Below are 21,386 nucleotides of genomic sequence, written 5' to 3'. Positions count from 1 at the left end.
AAAAAAGACCTCCGAAGGAAACCACGCCATGTCCATCAATCGCGACAAATTTGGCGCGCTGCTATTTCTTTGCCTTGCGCTGATTTATGGCTTTTATGTCGGTGACATTCCGCTGCTGTTTGGCGACGAGGATGCCCCGTTCAACGCCAGAACCCTCCCCAACGCCCTTGCATGGTTGCTTGGTGTGGTTTCCTTCATTCAATTGGTACTTCCGGCCAACAAAGAGGCCGGTAGCCTCGAACACGCGTTTCGCGGCCTTAAATGGAAACGCGTCGTTATTCTTGCGGTCCTGATGGTATTTTACGGCCTGACGATCCGCCAAATCGGTTTTCCGATTTCCACATCGCTCTTCCTGATGGGCGGTTTCTATACGCTTGGCGAACGGCGCCCACTCGTACTGATCCTGACGGCCGTTGGTGTCACGCTCGCATTCTGGGGATTGCTGTATGCCATGGGCATCTACCTGACCCCGGGCGATTTCTTCTATTATCTCGGTTGGATGTCAAACGATGCTTGAGGGAATTTTCTCCGGTCTTTCGACCGCTGTCATGCCGATCAACCTGTTGATGGTTGCGGTCGGCTGTTTTGCAGGCACCTTTATCGGAATGCTTCCCGGTCTTGGCCCAATCACCGCCATTGCCCTGATGATCCCAATCACCTACGGGTTTGATCCGTCCACCGGTCTTATTCTGATGGCTGGCGTCTATTACGGGGCAATTTTCGGCGGTTCGACCTCATCCATCCTGATCAACGCACCGGGCGTTGCCGGAACCGTGGCGACGGCCTTTGACGGCTACCCGATGGCGCAAAAAGGCCAGGCGGGCAAGGCACTGGCCATTGCCGCCTACTCGTCTTTCTCTGGTGGTACGATTGCAGCGATCTTCCTGCTGGTGGCTGCCCCCGCCCTCGCGTCTGTTTCGCTGTCCTTCCAGTCAGGTGATTATTTCGCGCTAATGGTACTGGGCCTGACGGCGGTTTCGGCTTTTGCTGGCAAGGGACAGGTTCTTAAGGCGATCACCATGACCCTGTTCGGGATCATGCTGTCGACCATCGGGACGGACCCGGCGGCCGGTGTTGCTCGCTTTACCTTTGGCAGCATGGATCTTGTGGACGGCATCAGCTTCCTGCTGTTGGCCATGTCGACCTTTGCACTTTCCGAAGCCCTTCTGTCGATCCTCCGTCCGACCAAGGACACCCGTTCAGACGAAGAAAAGGCGCTTAAAAGCCTTGGCTCCATGAAGCTGTCGAAGGAGGAGGTCAAAACCATGATCCCGGTCATTGGCCGGTCCTCGGTTCTCGGCTTCTTTACTGGCGTTCTTCCGGGTGCCGGTGCAACCATTGCATCCTTCCTAGCCTATGGCATGGAACGCAACATTGCTTCTGCCAAGGAAAAACTCGGCTTTGGCAAGGGATCGATCCGCGGTCTTTCTGCACCGGAAACTGCGAACAACGCCGCGTGTTCCGGCTCTTTCGTTCCGCTACTGACGCTCGGCATTCCGGGTTCGGGAACGACGGCTGTGATGATGGGCGCACTGATTTCCTATGGTGTTCAGCCCGGGCCGCGCCTGTTTGTCGAGCAGCCTGACGTATTCTGGTCGGTCATCATTTCGATGTATATCGGCAACATCGTCCTGCTGGTTTTGAACCTGCCGCTGATCCCATATATCTCGCGTCTTCTTGCCCTGCCCCAGCAGCTTCTGGTTCCGTTTGTTCTGTTCTTCTCGCTGGTCGGTGTCTACCTGGTGACGTTTAACACCATGGACATCCACATGATGGTGATCGCAGCTGCAATCGCGATTGGCCTGCGTCTTCTGAACTATCCGATGGCCCCGATGCTGCTTGGCTTCATCCTCGGCAAAATGATGGAAGAAAACCTGCGTCGTGCACTGGCTATCAGTGACGGTTCGATTTCCTTCCTGTGGGAGCGCCCGATTACGCTGGTTATCCTGCTGCTCAGCCTGTTGTTCCTGTCGGCACCGCTGATCGGCAACCTGCGCAGCTGGTTGGCCAATCGCAAGGCGGCTGTTCCCAACGACGGCGAAATCTAAACTCTATCTCTATGCGACGCGAAGGAAACTCGAATGCGCTTTCTTGACAATCTGTCGATCGGTCCAAAAACCCTGTTGGTGCCGGTCTTCCTGATGATCGTCATCATCGCCATGGGGATTGCCACCGTGGCAACCCTGGAAAGCGAAAAGAACACGCTTACCAGCCTTCGCGTTGAAGCCTATGAGCGGCGATCCGATGCGTTGACACTGAGCAACGCGCTTAACGAGGCGCACGGATCGCTGTTTCGAATTTTGACTTGGGATTCCAACGGCATCAATGCCGCCGTGGTTCCTGACCTTCGCGAAGAAGTCAGCAAACTTGAAGGCGAACTGGCTCCGCTTGCCGAACGCCTCGCCGCTGCAGGCGGTGATGCCTTCACGCAGAACTATGCCAAATACATGGAACAGGTCAGCCAGTTCCTTGTTGAAAGCGAAATGAACATCTATGGCGCGCTGGAGGTCATCGCGCAGGCCGATGAAACCTTCCAGGCACTTCAGGTTCCGCTTAACGACATCCTTGCGCAATCACACGATATTGCCACCACATCATTTTCGGATGCCTATGCGCAAGCCGAGGCGTTGCAGCGTGTCTTTGTTATTGTTGCGCTGATTGTGGTTGTGGCCGCAATAGTGGTTTCTGTTTTCGTCTCGCGCCGCATTTCCCGCCCGATGACCGACCTTTCCGAACTGATCGAACAGATTTCCAACGGCGACCTTGATGTCAATATTCGCGGCAGCCAACGCGCTGATGAGATCGGCAAGGTTGCCCGTTCAGTTACGATCCTGCGCGATCAGTCCAAAGAGGCCGAAATGCTTCGTCAGGAACGCGAACGTGTGCGTGGTCTGGAAGCCCGACGTCAGCAAAACCTGATCGATGCAACCAACCATTTCCAGCGCCTTGTTCAGGAAGCGCTATCTGGTTTTGATCAGGAATTCGGCTCGCTGAATGGCTCGGCCAGCGAGATGGAACAGATTGCCACCCTTGCCAGCACACGCTCGGCTGATGCCAATCAGCATTCCGAACAGGTCCTGCATCACATCGAAGCGGTTTCGCAAACAACCGCCAGCCTTTCCGACGCAATTGCTGAAATCGGTCAACAGGCGCAGAAATCTGCCGAAGTTGCCGGACGTGCGCGTTCGGAAAGCGAACATTCGCGTGCCCTGTTTGAACAGCTAACCAATGCGACCCAACGCATTGGCGACATCGTCGGCCTGATCGAAGAAATCGCAAGCCAAACCAACCTTCTGGCCCTTAACGCCACCATTGAGGCGGCCCGTGCCGGTGACGCTGGCAAAGGCTTTGCCGTTGTCGCTGGCGAGGTCAAAAACCTTGCCTCACAGACGGCACGTGCAACCGAAGACATTGCCAATCAGGTCGAAGAAATTCGTGGTCTGACAGATAATGTTGTCAATGCCTTGCAGGGCGTTGCGGATGTGATTGGTGAGGTAGATCAATCGGCCGCCGCCATTGCAGCCGCTGTTGAGGAACAGCAGGCATCCACGGCGGGCATTTCTGACAGCATTCAGGATGCCAATGGTGGCATGCGCACTGTCGCCGAGGCAGTCGGCGCACTTGATGGCGAAACGGCACGTGTCCACAATGGATCGGCGAATGTTACCCGCGCAACAAGCACGCTTGATACCGAGGCCACCAAACTGCGCAACGCGATTGATGGCTTCCTTGATCAGATCGAAAAGAACAAGGCCCAGGCATAATGACCAGAACACCGGGCGATCCATCAAACACCCGTTGGATCAATAGAATTTCCGGTGTTTTGACACCCCAGTTTTTCAGAAACCTGTCGGTAGCATTGGGAATTGGCCTTGTGGGCGGGCTCATTGCCCACTTCATCAACATGCCGCTTGCCTGGATGATGGGGCCGATGCTGACAACCTTTGTCGCCAGCCTGATGCGGGTGCCTATGGGCGTTCCTATGCAGTTTCGATCTGCGATTCTTGGCGTTATCGGCATTTTTCTGGGCGCATCGTTTACGCCCGATACCCTTGATCAGGCTGCGCGCTGGCCAATCAGTATGATTGCCGTCCTTCTCTATGTACCGATCATTACATTTGTCATTACATGGTTCTATTCGCGCATCGCACGGCTTGATCCTGCGACCGCCCTGTTTTCCGCAACACCGGGTGGTCTGACACCGATGGTGGTTCTCGGTGCCGCAGCGGGCGGCAATGAACAGGAAATCGCCCTGACACAAGGCTTGCGTGTTTTGTTGCTGGTGATGTCCGCGCCCCTGATTGTTCTTATGATCACGGGCGTGGTCGCCAACGGACACGGTGATGCCCAAGCGGTTCAGATGACACTGGGCGAAGGTCTTTTAACCGCCGTCTGCGCACTGATCACTGTGCTGGTCTTTCGCAAGATGCGTATTCCGGCGGCCTATATGACCGGTGCGATGGCCGCCAGCATGGTGTTGCATGTATCCGGGGTGGTTGAGGGCAACCTGCCCGACTGGTTGCTGGCGGGAAGCCTGTTGATTTTGGGATCGGCGATTGGCAGTCGCTTTTCGGGCGTAAAGCTTGCCGTTCTTGTTCGCCTGGCTGGCTATTCCGTAGTAGCGACCCTTGTCGTTCTAGCCTTCACCGGTGGTGTCGCATGGTTTGTCTCGCAATGGCTTGATCTTGATTTCATTGCCGTGTTACTCGCCTTCGCACCGGGCGGGGTTGCAGAGATGTCGCTGATCGCGCTTGCCTTGAATGTGGAGCCAAGCTTTGTCGCTTTTCACCACATCGTACGCATTTTCGAGATCGTTCTGCTTGCCCCGATCCTTGCCAAATGGTTCCAGCGCCACATGCACAAGAAAAACGCGCGTCAGCAATAATGTCGGCAATCATCTGATCAGCCAAACATGTCCTTGGTGATCCCGTCATACCAGGCAACAGATTCCTCAAAGGTCTGTCTGCGGATATCTGCGCTTTCATCGGGCTGACTGATAAAGGAAGACGTGCTGGCAATTGCGCCATCAACATTGGCATATTGCGCACCAACCTTGATCCCGTCATTGGTTTCGACAAGGCTCCAACAGGTATTAAGGTAACGCGCCGGGAACACCCGCGCATCTTCGAGATCCCCCATCAGATGCATCACGACCACTTTCGCCTGACTGTTGGCAGCTGATCCCGACTTCGGCATGGCACCTGCAATGGACGCATCCCCGATGACAAAGATATTTTCATCGCGTTTGGACCGCATGGTTTCGGCATCCACCGGGCAGAACCCGCTGTCATCCGACAAGCCCGCACTGATGGCAATACTCCCGGCTTGCTGTGCCGGGATGATGTTCAGCAAGGCACCACTAAAGGTATCAAAATCGGTTTCAACTGTTCCGGCTTTAACATCCACCCCCTTGATGCCACCGTGGATATTGGGACCATACCATTCCACCATACCCGGATAGTATTTCTCCCATCCTTCGGTAAACAGTCCCTGCTTGGAGAATTTGTCCTTGGGATCAAGAACCACGATCGTACAGTCATCCAGTCCGCGTGATTTAAGGGTATGGGCGATCATTGAAACACGTTCATATGGGCCTGGCGGGCAGCGATACGGGTTGGGTGGCGCGACCATCACCACCTGATCCCCGTTTTTGAGTTCATCGATCTTTGATTTCAGCAACTGCGTCTGTGGCCCCGCTTGCCACGCATGGGGTGCGATTTCGGCCAGTTCGCGGGAATATCCCGGAACACTATCAAACATCAGATCAATACCGGGCGACAGAACCAAACGGTCATAGGGGATGGTTTCCCCGGTTGATGTGCGCACCTGTTGCGCCGTGCGATCAATTTCCTCGGCCCGGGCAGTAATCTTGCGGATACCGTAATCATTGACGAGGCGATCATAGCCATGCGTAATCGACGCAAAATCGCGATACCCGCCCAGATAAAGGTTTGAAAAGAAGCACGTCGTGTATTTTTCGGAATCCTCAATCAGGGTGATATTGATTGCGCCACCAGCCTTTTCCGCCAAATGGCGTGCCACCGTCGCACCGCCTGCACCGCCGCCAACAATCACGACATTCTTACGGCCTTGCGCACGTAAAAGCCCCGGCATTGCCATGGCGCCTGCCCCAGCACCAAGCAACTTGTTGAACGTTCTCCTTGTGACATTGCTCATTTTCTTGTTCCTGATCCGTTGGTTAACGACGTTTCACAAACTCCAGCTACTAATCCTTCGTCGAAAAATAGGTTGCCAGCGCAGACAGCTCTTCCATGCCGAGGCTTCCAATGATCGCCTGCATCACTGAATTGTCGCGCAGGTGGTATTTGTATTCCAGCATTGCCTCGACAAAGTATTCGCGTGGCAATCCGTTGATCGCCGGGATCGCGTGGTTCACAGAGTGTTGCTGATGACACGTCACACATTCGGTCGCAAGATAAGCGCCGTATTCCGCGTCACCCGGCATTGCCAGCACCTGCCCGATTGCCTCGCCCAATGGCAAATCCGGTATCGGCGGTTGGGCAGCTTTGTCTGCAAAAGAAAAATGCGGGATCACAAAGATCCCGCACGCAGCAAACAGCCAAATTTTGTAGTTCCCCAACGCCCGAAAGACGTGCGCCGTCAGACCGCCACCACCATCCGTTTCACGATGTTTCCGGTGACTGTCGTGCATTAATCGATCCCTCCGGCACCACTTTCATCATCCCCATCGGGTGTCACATCAAGAATACGCGCGCGCATCACGATCTCGGCCGGACCATCCCCACAGTTTTCCATGCAGGGCTCGACATTGGTGTCGAAGTTCGCCTCATCCAAACGATCATCGGGATAGAAGTTCTCTTCGTTGGGCAACGAAATCTCGCTAAAGGTTTCATTGGACAGCTCAAAGTCTTCATCGGTTACAATATCGTTCAAATACAACAGGTAAGCGGTAATTGCATAAGTCTGATCTGCGTCCAGCGACCGGGCATTTCCAAACGGCATTGCACGATGGACATAATCAAAGATCGTTGATGCAAATGGCCAGTATGACCCGATCGTTTTGACCGGTCGATCTGCTGTCAGGGTCCCAAAGCCACCCGATAGTACTGGCCAGCGCCCCTCACCTTCACCAAAAACACCATGACACACTGCACAGTTATCATCATAGAGAACGCCACCATCTGCGACCGTACCGCTACCAACCGGCAACCCGACACCGTCGGGGCGTACATCAATGTCCCAAGCAGCAACTTCTTCAGGCAATGCTTCACGCCCAAGATGATAAACGCCATGTTCGGGGATCACGGCATCCGCAGCGTTCGCCGCAGGTGCCTGGGCCGTTTCAACTGGGGCTGTGTCACCGCCCGAAGCACCAGTTGGTGCAGGCGCTGGTTCTGCTGCGGCCTGCTCCGCACTTGATGAGAAAGTTGCAAGATAAGCAATCACGTTGGCAATCTCGTCATCTTTCTTAAGCCCGCCAAAAGCCATTCGCGTGCCTTTGACGAAAGCACGCGGCTTGGCCAGGTATTCTGTCAGGCTGTCGTGATCCCAAACCAGCCCTTCTTCACCGGCTTTGATCATCGCCTTGGAATATTTAAAATCTTCGTGCGAACCCGCGACACGCCCGAAGATTTCGTTCAGTTCCGGACCAACTTTGTTCTTGGCTCCTTCACCCACGGCATGACAGGCCGCGCATTTGCGGAAAACCTTCTCACCGGCATCTGCGTCCTGGGCGTTCGCATTGGTTGCCCATGCAGAGCCAAGCAGAACGATGCTTGCGGTAAACTTAAGAAACTTCGACATTTTCCGCCTCTCCGTTCGTCTTCAGATACCAGGTCTGGATGCCATTATTGTGATAGATGGAGTTGTCCCCTCGCGCGGCGCGCAACGCATCTTTGGTTGGCTGGACATAGCCATGCTCGTCAATCGCCCGCGATTGCAAATAAAGCGGAGATCCATCCCAGTTGAATTCGTAATAGAAGCGGTGCAGTGAACGGCTCAGGCTTGGGCCATCAATCCGGGCATGCTGCCAATTGCGACCGCCGTCGATCGACACATCAACGCGCTTGATCTTGCCGTGGCCTGACCACGCAACACCAGTGATGATCGTATGGCCGCGGCCATGGGTAACCGGGGCCTGCGGGCTTGGATTGGTGATGACAGATTTGACATCCATCGCCCAGGTAAAGCGCCGGGCACGACCATCAGGCATCAGATCAGTGTATTTCGACGTCTCTTCGCGCAGTTGCCATGGTTTGTCGCCGACCTCGATCCGGCGCAACCATTTCACCCACATATTGCCTTCCCAGCCCGGGACACACAGACGAACCGGGTATCCCTGCTCCGGACGAAGGGCCTCGCCATTCATTTTGAAGGCGACAAGGCAATCATCAAGCGCCTTTTCAATCGGGATCGAGCGTCCCATACCCGATGCATCTGCACCTTCGGCCAGGATCCATTTCCCGGATGGTTTGACACCTGCCTCTTCCAGCAGCGTGCGCAGGCGAACGCCGGTATACATCACGTTATGCAGCATGCCGTGCGTGAACTGGCAGCCGTTAAGCTGCGCACCACGCCACTCCATCCCGGAGTTCGCCGCACATTCAAGGAAATAAACCCGATTTTCGCGCGGGAAACGCATCAGATCCTGCATGGTAAAGACAAGCGGCTTGTCCACCAGTCCATTGATCATCAGGCGGTGCTCTGCCGGATCGACTTCGGCAACCCCACTGTGATGACGCTCGAAGCAAAGACCGTTTGGCGTAATGATGCCGTCAAGCTCATGCAGTGGCGTGAAGTTGATCGACGATATCGGATCGGCGGTCAGCCACGGCACATTGCGACGCACGACATCGGATTCAAATGGCGATGGCACGCCATATGGCGCTGCATCCACGCCCGGACCGGAATACTGGTTCCAGTCCTTGAGTTCTGTAATCGCCGGATCCGGCGTTCCGGCTGCCAATGCAGCACCGCCGCCAATTGCAGCAACCGCCGCACCACCAGCGGCTGTTAGTCCACCCTGAAGAAAACTGCGCCGAGCTGGCACAAAATTCTTATCTTTTTCTGGTTGTTGGGACATGGCTCTTGGTGTCCTCCCTACATATTCCAAATTTTATATATATTAAGGCGAAAAATACCCCGCCCGGTTATTGGAACCGGACAAGTAATTTTGCCTAGTCCATTCCGATCACTTTCACGGTGTCATTGCGCGGAGTATCGATGACCTTGTGACGGGTGATGTAGTTTTCCATCAGATCGTAGACCGCCGGCCCCTCAACGCCCTCGTTGACGGACGCCCAACCGGCCACGACATAGCTCCGATCTGCTTCAATCGCTTCGCCGGTCTTGATCATGGTCATATTGGAAATACGATTACCCATGCTTTCCTTGGGTGCGCAGCTATAAGCCATGCCTCCCACGCGAACCATGTCACCACCCTGCTGGAAGAACGGATCCTTGTTAAACAGGTTGTCACAAACGTCCTCGAGGATTTCCTTGATCTGTGTACCGGTGAATTCCAGACGATAAACTGACGGGTAATTCATGCTGGTCTGGGTATAGAGATCATCAATCGTGATATCGTCACCCGGAAGCAACGTCGTACCCCATCGGAATCCCGGGCTGAGTGCCAATTCGGCATCGCGTTCTTCCATGATCCCCTGACAAATCAGATCATCCCAGGTGCCGTTGAAGTTCCCGCGGCGATATAGCAGACCCGATGTTTTACCCAGAACCCGATTGCACTCGGCCTCGTAAGGTGCTCGGACCTCGTCAATCTTGGCGGCCATTTCCGGGTCGGGATCAATCACATCCGCGAATACCGGAATAAGTGCGGAATTATAATCAGTTACCCGGCCATCTTTAACTTCCAGGTCAACACGCCCCAGATACTTGCCATGCGACCCCGATGACAAAAGCAACGTGTTGCCGATCTTGATGGCCTCGGGCACGGCATCATGGGTGTGACCTGTCAGGATGACATCAATGCCGTTCACAACGGTTGCCAGTTTCTGGTCAACGTCAAACCCGTTATGCGACAACAAGACGACCACAGCAGCACCGGCTGCACGGGCGGCATCGACGTTGGCCTGAATCACCTCGGGGCGAATGCCAAACGACCAGTTCGGGATCATCCAGCGCGGATTGGCAATCGGGGTATATGGCATGGCTTGCCCGATTACAGCCACTTTGTGTCCGCCGGTTTCATAGAATGCGGTATGTTCGAAAACCGGTTCATCCCATTCATTGTCAAAGATATTGCTGGCCAGGAAAGGATAACCGAGATCATCAACGATCTCGTTGACCCTATCCTCACCAAAGGTGAATTCCCAGTGGCCAACCATCGCATCAGGCTTGAGCAGCTTCATGCAATCGACCATGTCCTGCCCGTTTGTCTTGAGCGACGTATAGGATCCCTGCCAGGTATCGCCACCATCAAGGAACAGAACGTTACTGTCCCCCCGCTCTGCGCGGATCGCCTTGACCAGTGTCGCGGTCCGATCAAGACCGCCAAGGCGGCCATAGGTCCGCGCCATGTCAACATAATCGACCATGGTATGCGCATAGGCCAATGCACTGCCGCGCTTCAGGCCAAAGTGGGACAGAAATTCTTCACCAACGAGATGGGGCGGAATACCTTCGAACGCCCCGACGCCGTAGTTTTCGGATGGCGGGCGGAAATAGATTGGCTTTAACTGCGCATGAACATCTGTGAAATGCAAAAGTGTGATCGTACCTTTGCTGTCAAAATTCAAAAGATCGTCCTGTGTCAGACGCTGTTGAGCAGCCACACGGGTCAAACTGCCCATATAGCCGGTCGCTGCGGTGGTCACAGCAGCCCATTGCAAAAACTCACGGCGCGAAAACATTTATTGGTGGCCTCCGGGCAATATTCACCTATTCGGCAGCACGGCCGAGGCATTTAAAGGAAAAAAAGGGCGGGGCAACCGGGAGGATAATCCAATCACCCCTTTAGTAACGCGTTAGGTCCTATTGGCGAACTGCCGGTGTCTCAACCGACAGGCCGGTACCGCGCCAGGTCACATAGACCTCAAGCGCCATCAGTTCATCAGAGAACGCCGCAGGGAATTCCGCACGGGTATCACGAATGCAACCACGGAAACGGTTGTGCAGCGATATCAACTTGGCCTGCTTCAGGCGATAGGTTGGGAACCCGTTGACATTGCCCTGACTAAGATGGTCGGCCCGAATGTAATTGCCGTTGTTCTGTTCATGACAGGAAGCACAGGACAGATTGAGCTGACCGGTCCGGGTGTAATAGAGCTCGTTGCCCCGATCCCACCAGCTTTGCATATGCCCCTCGGCAAGATTGATGGCTACCGGCGTACCCAGCGATTGATGTTTGACATAGGCAGTAAGCGCCTTTTGCTCAGGGGCATCAAACTTGTAAGCCTCGGCACCCATCTCTTCGGTGCGGCATTTATTGATCTGAAGTTCCACATTGATCGGGCGGTTAGAAGCTTCGTCCCATTTCGGGTAACTCGCTCCGACACCTGCCATGCTTTCTTCGGCATCGCCGTGACAGGATGCACAGGACTTCCCGGCAGAGCCGTCAACCGTATTCCACAGATCCGCACCGTCGTCGACCTCGAGCATTCCGGGGTTTTCAAAGGTGTCTGTTTCCAGCATCCGTGTTTCATCAGTTCGGTACAGCCAGCCTGACAGCACCTCGTCAAGCGGGTGTCCCTCTGGCGGGGCTGTCCGGGTGATCATCTCGATTTCGCCGTCAATGACAAGTTCATCGTCGACAGGCCCACCGGCAAAAGCGACCCCCGGAACAAGTGCGGTCATGGCAACCGCGGCAGCTTTGGCTATGATTTGGTTTCTCAAGACATTCCCTCCCGATACAGTGGCGGGTCCGTGATCACCTGATCAACGGACCCGTCCCGAATCATTTTATGGCGATCTTGTTTTCAGTCTCGTAGACAGAACCGTCATCATCCAACCAGCTGAACTTGAATGTTCCCGCTTCGGTGACCTTGGCGGAAAACTCGATATAGGGGTTGGCGGAAATTGCCGGCTCGAGGTCACAGGAAAACACCGGCTTGCCGTTGAATTCACAGGTGAACTTGTTGATGATCTGGCGCGGGATGAGATTACCATCCTTGCCCTTGCGCAAACCTGATTCCATTGGATGGTTGATCAGGGTCTTGATGGTGATGACATCACCTGCCGATGCGGATTTCGGCACTTTTACACGCGGCTTGATATTATCCATTTACTGTCTCCCGATCCGATCAGCCGCCGCAACCACCGATGGTCACTTTGACTTCTTTTTTGTCCATGAAAACCTGCCCTTTACTCGTCTTGGCGACAGCAACCACATTCTGGGTTTTCGCAAGACGCATGCGGGTTTTCGCCTCGGCTGCACCGCTCATCGGCGTGAAGTGGAATACAGCGACGTCCGGGTTGGGGTTGCCTTCGGCATAGATGACGACGGATTCAACGTAGTCGTCATCGGTCATCGGGCTTGCCACAGATACCTCCACCGGGACTGTGTTGCCGTTTTCGGCAATTTCCGGCGTTGTGAGGGTCAGATCACCGCCCATGGCAGGCTCTTTACCACCGGCGAAGTTCTTGATGCTTTCGGCTGTGGCTTCCGGCGTGGCAGAGGCGGACAGCGACAAGCCGAACACTCCGGCTGCAGCTGCACCGACTGATGCACAAAGCATTTGGCGTCGTGTGAGATTCATCTTGTTTCCTCGGTGGTTGTTATTCTTTGAGCGTCGCCAGATAGGCCACGACATCTTCAACTTCCTGGGCTGTCAGGATGGTTTTGCCGACCAGATCTTTGCGGACATTGATGCCGACATTCAGCGAATAGAAACCCGGCATAACAGTTTCTTCGGAGAAGACTTCTTTGGCATCAGCGACGATTGCGCGAAGCTCACCTTCGCTCCAGCGGTCGGCAGCACCGTCAAGCGGCGGACCGACTTCGCCATGGAACAACTGGTCACTTTGATCTTTGACGGCGTGACATGCCAGACAGTTGCCAAGGCTACGATTGGCAAAGACCTTGCGCCCGTTTTCCGGATCCCCCGGTTTGCTGGTCAGGGACTGGGATACAGACATGTCGTCGAATTTGACATCGGCAGGTGCGAGTGCATCAGCTGCGGCAAGGGCCGGAAGGCCAACGATCAGGCACGCAAGAAAGGCTCTTGGTTTCCAAGACATGGCGTTGTGTTTCCTCCTGTGACGATGTCCCTACCCTCTGTGTGGCATGTGAACATCCCCGGTCTGACATATGGCTGCTCTAACGGCGCCTTTATTTAACGTTATTCAAACTCAACTTTTAATTCAACACATAAATATGATATTTTTAATGTGTTAAGTGCTGAATTACGATTTCACAAGGGTTTCAGGGGCTTTCTACTGCCCCAAACGCCCCTCTTCCTGAAGCTGGCGAATAATGCGAGCGTGATATTTCTGGAAGTGCTCGTCGGTTTCGTAGCCTTTTTCGTTCACCCAGCGAAACATGTTCAGAAACGTCCACTTACCGAATGCACCCGGCATGGTCGCAACTGCGGCCTCCGCGGCATTTTTGCCGTCTTGCGGGGCTTCTTCAGGCAGGAAAACGATGGTTGGGGTAAAGACATAGCCCCACTTGCGGGCCGCTGTTTTTTCGCTCAGCACTTCACCATCAAGGTCGATCACTTCCTCGTCGCCAAACATGTTGTACTGGACGACCTTGAAGTTTTCCCTGATGTAATCCGATACCTCCGGATCGCTCAGAAGATCGGTGTGCATCTTCGCGCAATAGATGCAGCCGCGTTGCTCAAAAATCATCACCAGACGCTTGTTTTCGTCACGCGCATCCGCGATATCGTCAGCGATGTCGCGGAACGTGATCGAAAACCAGTCTTCCTTGTGCAGGCCGTCTTCACCCATCGGCGCCGCTTGTGATCCTTGCGACCAACTCACCATCAGCAATCCGGCAACCAGGCATTTCGCCAGAGGCACTCCACGCAACAGATGACGCATATTCATAACGCAGCTCCTATCCGAGGGTCGAAAGCGAAGGAAAAGTATCAAGCAACCATTGGGCAATGGCAGACATCTGCCCGGTCATGAACAAGACGCCGGTCAACACCAGCAAAAGCCCCATTGCCCGTTCAACATTGTGCATGTGGCTTTTGAATTTCCGGGACCAGCCAACGAACTGCCCGGCAAAAAGCCCCGCCAGCGCAAATGGCAAGCCGATGCCTAGCGAATAGACCGCCAGCAACCCTGCCCCGCGCAATGCTGTGCTTTCCGCCCCGGCAACAAACAGGATCGCGGCCAATGCCGGCCCCACACACGGCGTCCAGCCAAAGGCAAAGGCAAGACCCATCACATAAGCCCCGACCAAACCTGCTGGCTTGTTCGACACATTGATCCGAGCATCGCGATACAACAGCGATATCCGAAAAACACCCATGAAGTGCAGGCCCATGATCGCAATCATGATCCCGGCAACAATCGATAAAATATCGAAATAACTGGCCAGTGACTGGCCAATAACACTCGCCGTCGCACCAAGTGCAACGAAAATCGTGCTAAACCCGGCCACGAATGCCAGTGCGGTAAAGAACACCTGACGTGACTTCGCACTTGCGACCTTACGATCATCAAGGTCCGCAACACTGACCCCTGCCAGATAGGCAAGGTATGGCGGGACAATCGGTAAAACACATGGTGTAAAGAACGACAGCACCCCTGCAACGAAGGCTGCGCCGAAACCTATATCAAGCAATTCATGTTCCTCCCGGCGCTGTGGGTATCTGATTTTGAAATTTGTTTATCAGCGCCTTTTCAAAGAATAGTATTTTTCATATATATAATTCAATCACAAGTTTCTGTAGAATTTAAATTCATGAAAAAACCGCACATTTCCGGCACGTTCTGGCTTATTCTGACAATAATATTTGCATCCCAGATGTGGACTGTTCCCACTTTGGCGGCCGAATTGTTGATGCTCGAACAACAGGGATGCGCATGGTGTGCGCGCTGGCATCAGGAGATCGGCGAAGCCTATCCGAATACCGATCAGGGCAAACAGGCCCCTCTTCGTCGCGTCGATATTCATGAATGGCCTGATGATCTTGATCACATTGCGCGTGAACGCATTACACCGACCTTCGTGTTGATCAATGACAATCAGGAAGTCGCACGCCTGCGCGGATACCCCGGCGATCATTTTTTCTGGCCAATGCTTGACGAGATGCTCTCACAATTGCCGAACGATTAGGAAAACTGTATATTCGGTTTGAAGCACAGCAATTGATCGTGTATTGACCAATATGTCCGAAGCACCCGGACATTTAATGGCCTCGGCCCCTCAACCAACGAGCACAGCAAACGATGGCGCTACCACGTTTCAAGAAAGACATGGACTCGACCGAAGCCGACGCACTCCTCAAACAGGCGCGCAAGGCCAGCGAAATGCTCAAGGCGCTGTCACATGAAACGCGCCTGCTGATCCTTTGCATCCTGCAGGAAGGCGAAAAGTCGGTATCGGATCTCGAAGAAATTCTGTCCATGCCTCAGGCCGTTGTATCCCAGCAACTCGCAAGGCTTCGCATTGATGGTCTGGTCTCGGCGCGGCGCGATGGACGCATGATCTATTATCGCATTGTCGATACGGAAATGGCGACGATCATTGGCACGCTGTATGACCTGTTCTGTGCCCCGGTTCGCGACGAAGAAAAAGCCGCTGCCGAATAAGCGACAACCGCTGATCGAAAAGCTCTCTTGAATTAGAACAAAAAAAACGTCACGATTCCGCCGACGCCTTGGCAAAAAATTACAATCAACAAGGCGGGAGGAAAACGTCATGCTGGGTTTGGATAATCCTTGGGCTCTGCCGCTTGCCGGTATCTTGACCGGGACTGTGGTGGGATTTGTCGCACGTCGGCAACATTTCTGCACGATGGCCGCACTTGAACGCTATTGGTTTGCTGCCAACAGCATCGGTCTGCGCGCCTGGGTGCTGGCTGCGATTACGGCGCTATTGTGCACCCAAACGTTTGTCGCCCTTGGCATAATCGATCTTTCCAACAGTTTCTATATCACTCCGACCTTGCCGGTTGCGGGCAGCATTCTGGGCGGTTTGATGTTTGGTTTTGGCATGGCCTTTGTCGGCACATGCGGATTTGGCGCCATCATTCGTTTGGGCGGCGGCAATTTGCGCGCACTCGTCGTGCTGACGGGGATCGGACTGGCGGCCATTGCTGCGCTGCGCGGCGTTACCGGTCATTTCCGCGTCTGGTTTCTTGACCCGCTTTCGATTGAATTCACAGCAGCCGGATCGCAATCCATCGGGACGATCCTTTCAAAGATCAGCGGACTTGACCTGCACTATCCGATTGCCCTGCTTGCCAGTGCTGTCGGGCTTTGGTGGGTTTTTCGCAGTTCCGATTTCCGGGCGGAACGCGCCAAGGCCTTTGGTGCAATCGTGATTGGCGGTTGCATTTCGCTTGGCTGGGTATGGACAACGACATTTGCCCAATATCGCTTTGTCGAAACCCAGATCGAGGCCGGGTCCTTTGTCACCCCGGTCGGCGATACAATCATGCAAATCATTACCGTGACCGGCATTTTGCCCGATTACGGCGTCGGACTGGTGATCGGTGTTTTTCTTGGCGCAGCGCTGGCAGCATGGAAAAGCAACGATCTCCGCTGGGAGGCGTGTGACGATGCCCGCGAACTCGGCCGCCACCTGCTTGGTGCATTTTTGATGGGGACCGGCGGCGTTTTCGCGCTTGGCTGCACCATCGGTCAGGGCGTTAGCGCATTTTCCACGCTGGCAATCTCATCACCGATTGTCATGATCTCAATCGTGATCGGGGCACGTGTCGGCCTTGGTGTCCTTCTTGAAGGATCACCGTTTGGCTTCCTGCGCGCGATATCTCTGCGCAAGCACGGTTAAAAAAGCCCCGAAATACAATCACCCTGCCACGGCAAACCGGTATGCCGAACCGGAGCGCTCGATCATTCCAAGCCCCGGATGGGGCATGTGAAAACCAATAATCCGTGATCCGTCGACGGCCAAGCGATCCAGCAGCATCTTGCGCGTTGCAATGCCTTTCTCGGCATCCTGATCAGATCCACTTGGCCATTCAGGATGGGTCAGCGACACCGCAACATTGGTGATTGCATCCCCGACCACCAAAGCACTGCTTGATCCGTCATGGATCATAAAGGATGTATGCCCCGGCGTATGACCGGCCGTATCGACGGCTTCGACACCAGACACCACTTCGGCGCCATATTCGAAAAGCTCGATCCGGTCTTCAAGGAACGCCATACGGTTTCGCGCCCCGACAACAAAGCTTTTGCGCGCCTCGGGCGTTTTTTCCAGGGTGTCCTCCGCCTGCCAGTATTCCCACTCGACCCGGTTCATGTGATAGCGCGCATCGGTGAAGATCAATTCATCAAAATCATCAATCAGGCCCCACAGGTGATCCGGGTGCGCATGTGTGAACACAACATCGGTGACTTCATCCGGACTGACGCCAGCCTCACCAAGGTTATCCATTAGCTTGCCGGCGGATGGCATGAAGTTTGGACCGGCCCCAACGTCAAACATCACCACCCGATCACCGTGGCGCAAAACAGTAATATTGCAATCAGGCAGCAATGCATCTGTCGGCTGCCCCTCTGCTTTAAGCAACGCGATCAGCTCATCACGTGGCACATCGGGAAAGGCAAATGATAATGGCAACATCAGATTACCATCCGATATGACGGTAACGTCAGAGGCGCCGAGCTTAAGGGATCCAACCGCCGACGCGGGTCTTGGAAACAGCCCGCATGCTCCGATCCCGGCAGCTGCCAGCGAAGCTTTCAAAACATCACGACGAGACCAAGAATGGTTATCAGACATTGCATCCTCCACACATATGTTTTTTTGAATGAATGCACTCATGGTTGATCTGGTCAACCTAAAAAACACATTAAGTAGAGATTTGCACACGTCGACAGCCCCGAAATCTCCGGCAATATCTTAGCCAGAAATCCGCACTGCGAAATCTTATTTCTTGTTTATTTACAGTGTACTGCGAAACACTTCAAATACACAGACCTCAGCGACGATCTACGGCCTTTTCAACAATCACATCGTGATCAAGAACCGGGGCAACATCGATGTCGCTGGCATCCATCATGCCCGAAACGCGTTGAAGGGCAGCGATCAGGAAGGTTTGTTCCCATTCCTCAAGACTGTTGAAGTTGTCTGAAAACCGGTCGTGAAGCGCCATCGGCGCGCGATCTAGTATCGCCCTGCCCTGATCGGTCAACCGCACGAAGACCTTACGCTTGTCGGTATCGCCACGTTCACGGGTGACAAGCTGCATCGCCTGCAACTTGTCAACAAGGGCGGTTGTCGATGCCTGGGCCAGATTGACCTTGGCGGCGATCTGGCCAACCGTCATCTCGCCGAATTCCTCAAGCGATTGCAGAACAAGAAGCTGTGAGGTTTTAAGCCCGGTCACTTTACCAAGCTTTTTTGCGTGAATATCACTCGCGCGCAGGATACGGCGAATAGAGATCAACGCTTCATGCAATTTATCCATGGTTATGTTCCGGGCAAGTCAGGTTTCCAGTAGCAGACGCTGTTTTAGCCCCACATCGGCGACTTCGCAACGTTTTAAGACGTTTTTACATCGAATTTCGATCATTTATTCCATCGAAACTCGCCACTTTAAGGAAAGAATATTTCATCGAAAGAACATTATCCCCATCGAAGGTCGATTAATCATTCTTTCGTTTATTCTCAACAATTTGTGGCATTTCACAGTAAAGTAACACATAGGGGGTTGATCCATTTATATCGGTGTTCTATATATCTCTCGCGACATAAATGATCGTGTATCGAAATAACAGAACAGGCAGACCGATGAAAATTGCCAACACAAACGGCAATACCGGCCAGAAAGCCAACCTGATTATCCGTAAACCCAAGGCAACAGACGGTGCTGCGGTAAACACCCTTATCGCCGACTGCAAGCCGTTGGATGAGAACTCGATGTATTGCAATCTGCTGCAGTGCTCGCACTTTGCGGACACGTGCGCGATTGCTGAACTCAACGGCGAAGCCGTTGGTTTTGTCTCGGGCTACATCGTTCCGGACAAGCCTGAACAGCTTTTCATCTGGCAGGTCGCCGTATCGCCCAAGGCTCGTGGCCTGCGTCTGGCGAAACGTCTGATCCTTGATATTCTGGATCGTCCGTCCTGCCATAATGTCTCGCAGTTGAACACGACGATTACGTCGACCAACGCCCCATCGCAGGGCGTGTTCCGTTCTGTCGCACGCGAACTGGGCGCTGAAGTCAAACGCAAGGTCCAGTTCGAACGTGAAACGCACTTCGAAGGTGCCGCTGCCAGCGAAATTCTGTGGCAGATCGGGCCATTTGAACGCGAAGACGTCGAACGCGTTGCAGCCTGATCCGGCTGACCGAATTTCCCCACTTTTCATGCACGAAATGGCTCGAACATTTCTGGAACATCCGGCAAGCCGGAACGTTTTGCATGACATGTGGACTTGATTTTTCCCAATATGAAAGAGGGAACCATGACTGTATTTGATCGCCTTGAATCGGAAGTTCAGAGCTATGCACGCTCCTTCCCCGTAACCTTTGAAAAGGCAGAAGGCGCCTGGCTGACCGACGACAACAACAACCGTTATCTGGACTTCCTTGCCGGTGCCGGCAGCCTGAACTATGGCCATAACCATCCTGTCCTGCAGGAAAAGCTGATTGATTACATCAAATCAAACGGCGTGACCCATGGTCTGGATATGCACACCAAAGCCAAGGCTGCTTTCCTTGAAGCGCTCGAAGATAAAATCTTCAAGCCGCGTAACATGGAATACAAGGTTCAGTTTACCGGCCCGACCGGCACCAATGCCGTTGAAGCCGCGCTGAAAGTGGCGCGTCGCGTCAAAGGTCGTGAAACCGTGATTTCGTTCACCAACGGTTTCCATGGCTGCACATTGGGTTCGCTTGCGGTTACCGGTAACGAGCACCATCGTGGCGCTGCTGGCGTATCCCTTGATGGCGCTGTTGCTGTTCCGTTCGATGGTTATATGGGTGATAGCGTTGATACCGTCGACTATCTTGACCGCCTCCTGTCGGACAACTCCAGCGGCGTAGACCTTCCCGCTGCCGTGATTGTTGAAGCTGTGCAGGGTGAAGGTGGCCTGAATGCTGCCGACTTTGACTGGCTCAAGAAACTTGAACAGACTTGCCGGAAACACGACATCCTTCTGATTCTTGATGACATTCAGGCAGGGTGTGGCCGTACCGGTACGTTCTTCAGCTTCGAACCGGCCGGCATTAAGCCGGACATGATCACGCTGTCGAAGTCGCTTTCGGCTTATGGTCTTCCGCTTGCCGTGGTTCTGATGAAGCCTGAGTTCGATGTCTGGCATCCGGGCGAACATAACGGCACCTTCCGTGGTAACAACCACGCGTTCGTGACAGCTGCTGCTGCCCTTGACCATTTCTGGTCAGATGACAGCTTTGCAAAGGATGTACGCGACAAAGCCGAATTCCTTGGCTCCCGGCTGGAAGAGATTGCCGAGCGCTATGGCGATGGCAAAATCTATCGTAAGGGGCGCGGCCTTATGCAGGGTATCAGCTTTGAAAGCGGTGAGCTGGCATCGAAAGTCACCAAGGAGTGCTTCAAGCATAACCTTGTGATTGAAACCAGTGGCCCGGAAGATGAAGTTGTTAAATGCCTTGTGCCTTTGATCATCTCCAAGCAGGATTTGGCACATGGCCTGGACATCCTTGAACTGGCAACTGCCAAAGCCATGGGCAAGGAAGTATCCCCGGCCAAAGCAGCCGCTGAGTAACAAAAGTTAGGGCGACGCATCAATGCGTCGCCCTGCCCCACAACTTAATTATATCAAAGAGTTAAAAATGATTGTTCGTACTCTGAAAGAATGTGAAGCGTCCGGTCGCCGTGTGGTTTCGGACAATTGGGAAAGCACCCGTCTGTCGCTTGCCGAAGATGGTATGGGCTTCTCATTCCACATCACCACCATCTATGCCGGTACTGAAACCGAAATCTGTTACGCCAACCATTTCGAGACGGTTTACTGCATCTCGGGTAATGGCGAAGTGGAAACCATCGCTGACGGCAAGAAATACAAGATCGAGCCGGGCACGGTTTACATCCTCGACAAACACGACCGTCACTATCTGCGCGGCGGTACCGAGGACATGGTTGTCGCTTGTGCCTTCACCCCGCCACTCAATGGTCGCGAAGTCCATGATGAGAACGGTGTCTACCCGCTCGATGGCGAATCTCTCGCCAGCTAAAAGAATTTTGTTCGGGGCGCTAGCTTCCTAAACGCCCCGAACGCTCTTGAGCATATTTTTTAAAGGAAACGCCCCCAA

Annotated in this window: 23 protein-coding genes; 10 read left to right on the top strand and 13 right to left on the bottom strand. The window is 53.9% G+C overall.

The features are described 5' to 3' along the window. The first annotated feature begins 28 nt into the window (after positions 1-28). Genes HED22_RS01625 through HED22_RS01610 form a run of 4 tightly spaced genes read left to right on the top strand, consistent with a single transcriptional unit; the run spans position 29 to position 4,885 of the window. Positions 29-517: a tripartite tricarboxylate transporter TctB family protein gene (locus HED22_RS01625; RefSeq protein ID WP_167718198.1), complete on the top strand. Its 489-nt coding sequence runs from the start codon at positions 29-31 to the stop codon at positions 515-517. Then, positions 510-2,048, top strand: a complete 1,539-nt coding sequence (locus HED22_RS01620) for a tripartite tricarboxylate transporter permease (RefSeq protein ID WP_167718196.1) — start codon at positions 510-512, stop codon at positions 2,046-2,048. The genes HED22_RS01625 and HED22_RS01620 overlap by 8 nt, the downstream gene beginning before the upstream one ends. Positions 2,049-2,081: 33 nt before the next feature. After that, positions 2,082-3,764, top strand: a complete 1,683-nt coding sequence (locus HED22_RS01615) for a methyl-accepting chemotaxis protein (protein WP_167718194.1) — start codon at positions 2,082-2,084, stop codon at positions 3,762-3,764. Continuing rightward, positions 3,764-4,885, top strand: a complete 1,122-nt coding sequence (locus HED22_RS01610; RefSeq protein ID WP_167718193.1) for an AbrB family transcriptional regulator — start codon at positions 3,764-3,766, stop codon at positions 4,883-4,885. Before HED22_RS01615 ends, HED22_RS01610 begins: the two co-directional genes overlap by 1 nt. A gap of 17 nt (positions 4,886-4,902) precedes the next feature. Here HED22_RS01610 and HED22_RS01605 read toward each other — a convergent pair whose 3' ends face one another. The 11 genes from HED22_RS01605 to HED22_RS01555 all read right to left on the bottom strand — a co-directional run bounded on the left by HED22_RS01605 (position 4,903) and on the right by HED22_RS01555 (position 14,737). Then, positions 4,903-6,177, bottom strand: coding sequence for an NAD(P)/FAD-dependent oxidoreductase (locus HED22_RS01605; protein ID WP_167718190.1), 1,275 nt, complete (start codon positions 6,175-6,177; stop codon positions 4,903-4,905). 49 nt (positions 6,178-6,226) lie between these two features. Continuing rightward, entirely contained in the window at positions 6,227-6,673 is a 447-nt protein-coding gene (locus tag HED22_RS01600; protein WP_167718188.1) for a hypothetical protein, read from the bottom strand. Further along, positions 6,673-7,785 (bottom strand): c-type cytochrome, encoded by a 1,113-nt coding sequence (locus HED22_RS01595; RefSeq protein WP_167718186.1) that lies wholly within the window; start codon positions 7,783-7,785, stop codon positions 6,673-6,675. The genes HED22_RS01600 and HED22_RS01595 overlap by 1 nt, the downstream gene beginning before the upstream one ends. Then, positions 7,769-9,064, bottom strand: a complete 1,296-nt coding sequence (soxC, locus tag HED22_RS01590; RefSeq protein WP_167718184.1) for a sulfite dehydrogenase — start codon at positions 9,062-9,064, stop codon at positions 7,769-7,771. Before soxC ends, HED22_RS01595 begins: the two co-directional genes overlap by 17 nt. 94 nt (positions 9,065-9,158) lie before the next feature. After that, on the bottom strand, positions 9,159-10,853 hold the full coding sequence (soxB, locus tag HED22_RS01585) for a thiosulfohydrolase SoxB (protein WP_167718182.1): 1,695 nt from the start codon (positions 10,851-10,853) through the stop codon (positions 9,159-9,161). Between the two features lie 121 nt (positions 10,854-10,974). Continuing rightward, positions 10,975-11,835 (bottom strand): sulfur oxidation c-type cytochrome SoxA, encoded by an 861-nt coding sequence (gene soxA / locus HED22_RS01580; RefSeq protein WP_217701844.1) that lies wholly within the window; start codon positions 11,833-11,835, stop codon positions 10,975-10,977. Positions 11,836-11,896: 61 nt separating this feature from the next. Further along, positions 11,897-12,223, bottom strand: a complete 327-nt coding sequence (gene soxZ, locus HED22_RS01575; protein WP_167718180.1) for a thiosulfate oxidation carrier complex protein SoxZ — start codon at positions 12,221-12,223, stop codon at positions 11,897-11,899. Between the two features lie 19 nt (positions 12,224-12,242). Continuing rightward, positions 12,243-12,698, bottom strand: coding sequence for a thiosulfate oxidation carrier protein SoxY (gene soxY, locus HED22_RS01570; protein WP_167718178.1), 456 nt, complete (start codon positions 12,696-12,698; stop codon positions 12,243-12,245). Between the two features lie 19 nt (positions 12,699-12,717). Next, a complete protein-coding gene (soxX, locus tag HED22_RS01565) occupies positions 12,718-13,179 on the bottom strand; it encodes a sulfur oxidation c-type cytochrome SoxX (protein WP_167718176.1) in 462 nt (153 codons plus the stop codon). 195 nt (positions 13,180-13,374) lie between these two features. Continuing rightward, positions 13,375-13,992 carry a thioredoxin family protein gene (locus HED22_RS01560; protein ID WP_167718175.1) on the bottom strand — a complete coding sequence of 206 codons (618 nt, stop codon included), beginning with the start codon at positions 13,990-13,992 and terminating at the stop codon, positions 13,375-13,377. Between the two features lie 10 nt (positions 13,993-14,002). Next, entirely contained in the window at positions 14,003-14,737 is a 735-nt protein-coding gene (locus HED22_RS01555) for a cytochrome c biogenesis CcdA family protein (protein ID WP_167718173.1), read from the bottom strand. 219 nt (positions 14,738-14,956) lie between these two features. On the opposite strand from HED22_RS01555, the gene HED22_RS01550 reads away from it, so the two are divergent. The 3 genes from HED22_RS01550 (at position 14,957) to HED22_RS01540 (ending at position 16,912) form a co-directional block, all read left to right on the top strand. Beyond that, a complete protein-coding gene (locus tag HED22_RS01550) occupies positions 14,957-15,232 on the top strand; it encodes a transcriptional regulator (protein WP_254869658.1) in 276 nt (91 codons plus the stop codon). Positions 15,233-15,345: 113 nt separating this feature from the next. Beyond that, positions 15,346-15,708, top strand: a complete 363-nt coding sequence (locus tag HED22_RS01545; protein WP_167718169.1) for a helix-turn-helix transcriptional regulator — start codon at positions 15,346-15,348, stop codon at positions 15,706-15,708. 109 nt (positions 15,709-15,817) lie between these two features. Continuing rightward, complete coding sequence (locus tag HED22_RS01540; protein ID WP_167718166.1) at positions 15,818-16,912, top strand: YeeE/YedE family protein; 1,095 nt, start codon at positions 15,818-15,820, stop codon at positions 16,910-16,912. 18 nt (positions 16,913-16,930) lie between these two features. Here the strand turns inward: HED22_RS01540 and HED22_RS01535 are convergent, their stop codons facing one another. Continuing rightward, entirely contained in the window at positions 16,931-17,869 is a 939-nt protein-coding gene (locus HED22_RS01535) for an MBL fold metallo-hydrolase (RefSeq protein WP_254869656.1), read from the bottom strand. Between the two features lie 199 nt (positions 17,870-18,068). Next, positions 18,069-18,557 (bottom strand): MarR family winged helix-turn-helix transcriptional regulator, encoded by a 489-nt coding sequence (locus HED22_RS01530; protein WP_167718162.1) that lies wholly within the window; start codon positions 18,555-18,557, stop codon positions 18,069-18,071. A gap of 323 nt (positions 18,558-18,880) precedes the next feature. Here HED22_RS01530 and ectA point away from each other — a divergent pair, with 323 nt between their 5' ends. The 3 genes from ectA to HED22_RS01515 all read left to right on the top strand — a co-directional run bounded on the left by ectA (position 18,881) and on the right by HED22_RS01515 (position 21,308). Beyond that, positions 18,881-19,429, top strand: a complete 549-nt coding sequence (gene ectA, locus HED22_RS01525) for a diaminobutyrate acetyltransferase (protein WP_175581081.1) — start codon at positions 18,881-18,883, stop codon at positions 19,427-19,429. A gap of 126 nt (positions 19,430-19,555) precedes the next feature. Continuing rightward, positions 19,556-20,839 carry a diaminobutyrate--2-oxoglutarate transaminase gene (gene ectB / locus HED22_RS01520; protein ID WP_167718160.1) on the top strand — a complete coding sequence of 428 codons (1,284 nt, stop codon included), beginning with the start codon at positions 19,556-19,558 and terminating at the stop codon, positions 20,837-20,839. Positions 20,840-20,906: 67 nt separating this feature from the next. Then, positions 20,907-21,308: an ectoine synthase gene (locus HED22_RS01515; protein WP_167718158.1), complete on the top strand. Its 402-nt coding sequence runs from the start codon at positions 20,907-20,909 to the stop codon at positions 21,306-21,308. The last annotated feature ends 78 nt before the right edge of the window (positions 21,309-21,386 follow it).

Origin of the sequence: Thalassospira sp. HF15 (genome assembly GCF_011806525.1) — a bacterium.
Lineage (GTDB): Bacteria > Pseudomonadota > Alphaproteobacteria > Rhodospirillales > Thalassospiraceae > Thalassospira.
This window is presented reverse-complemented; position numbering and strand designations above follow the sequence as displayed.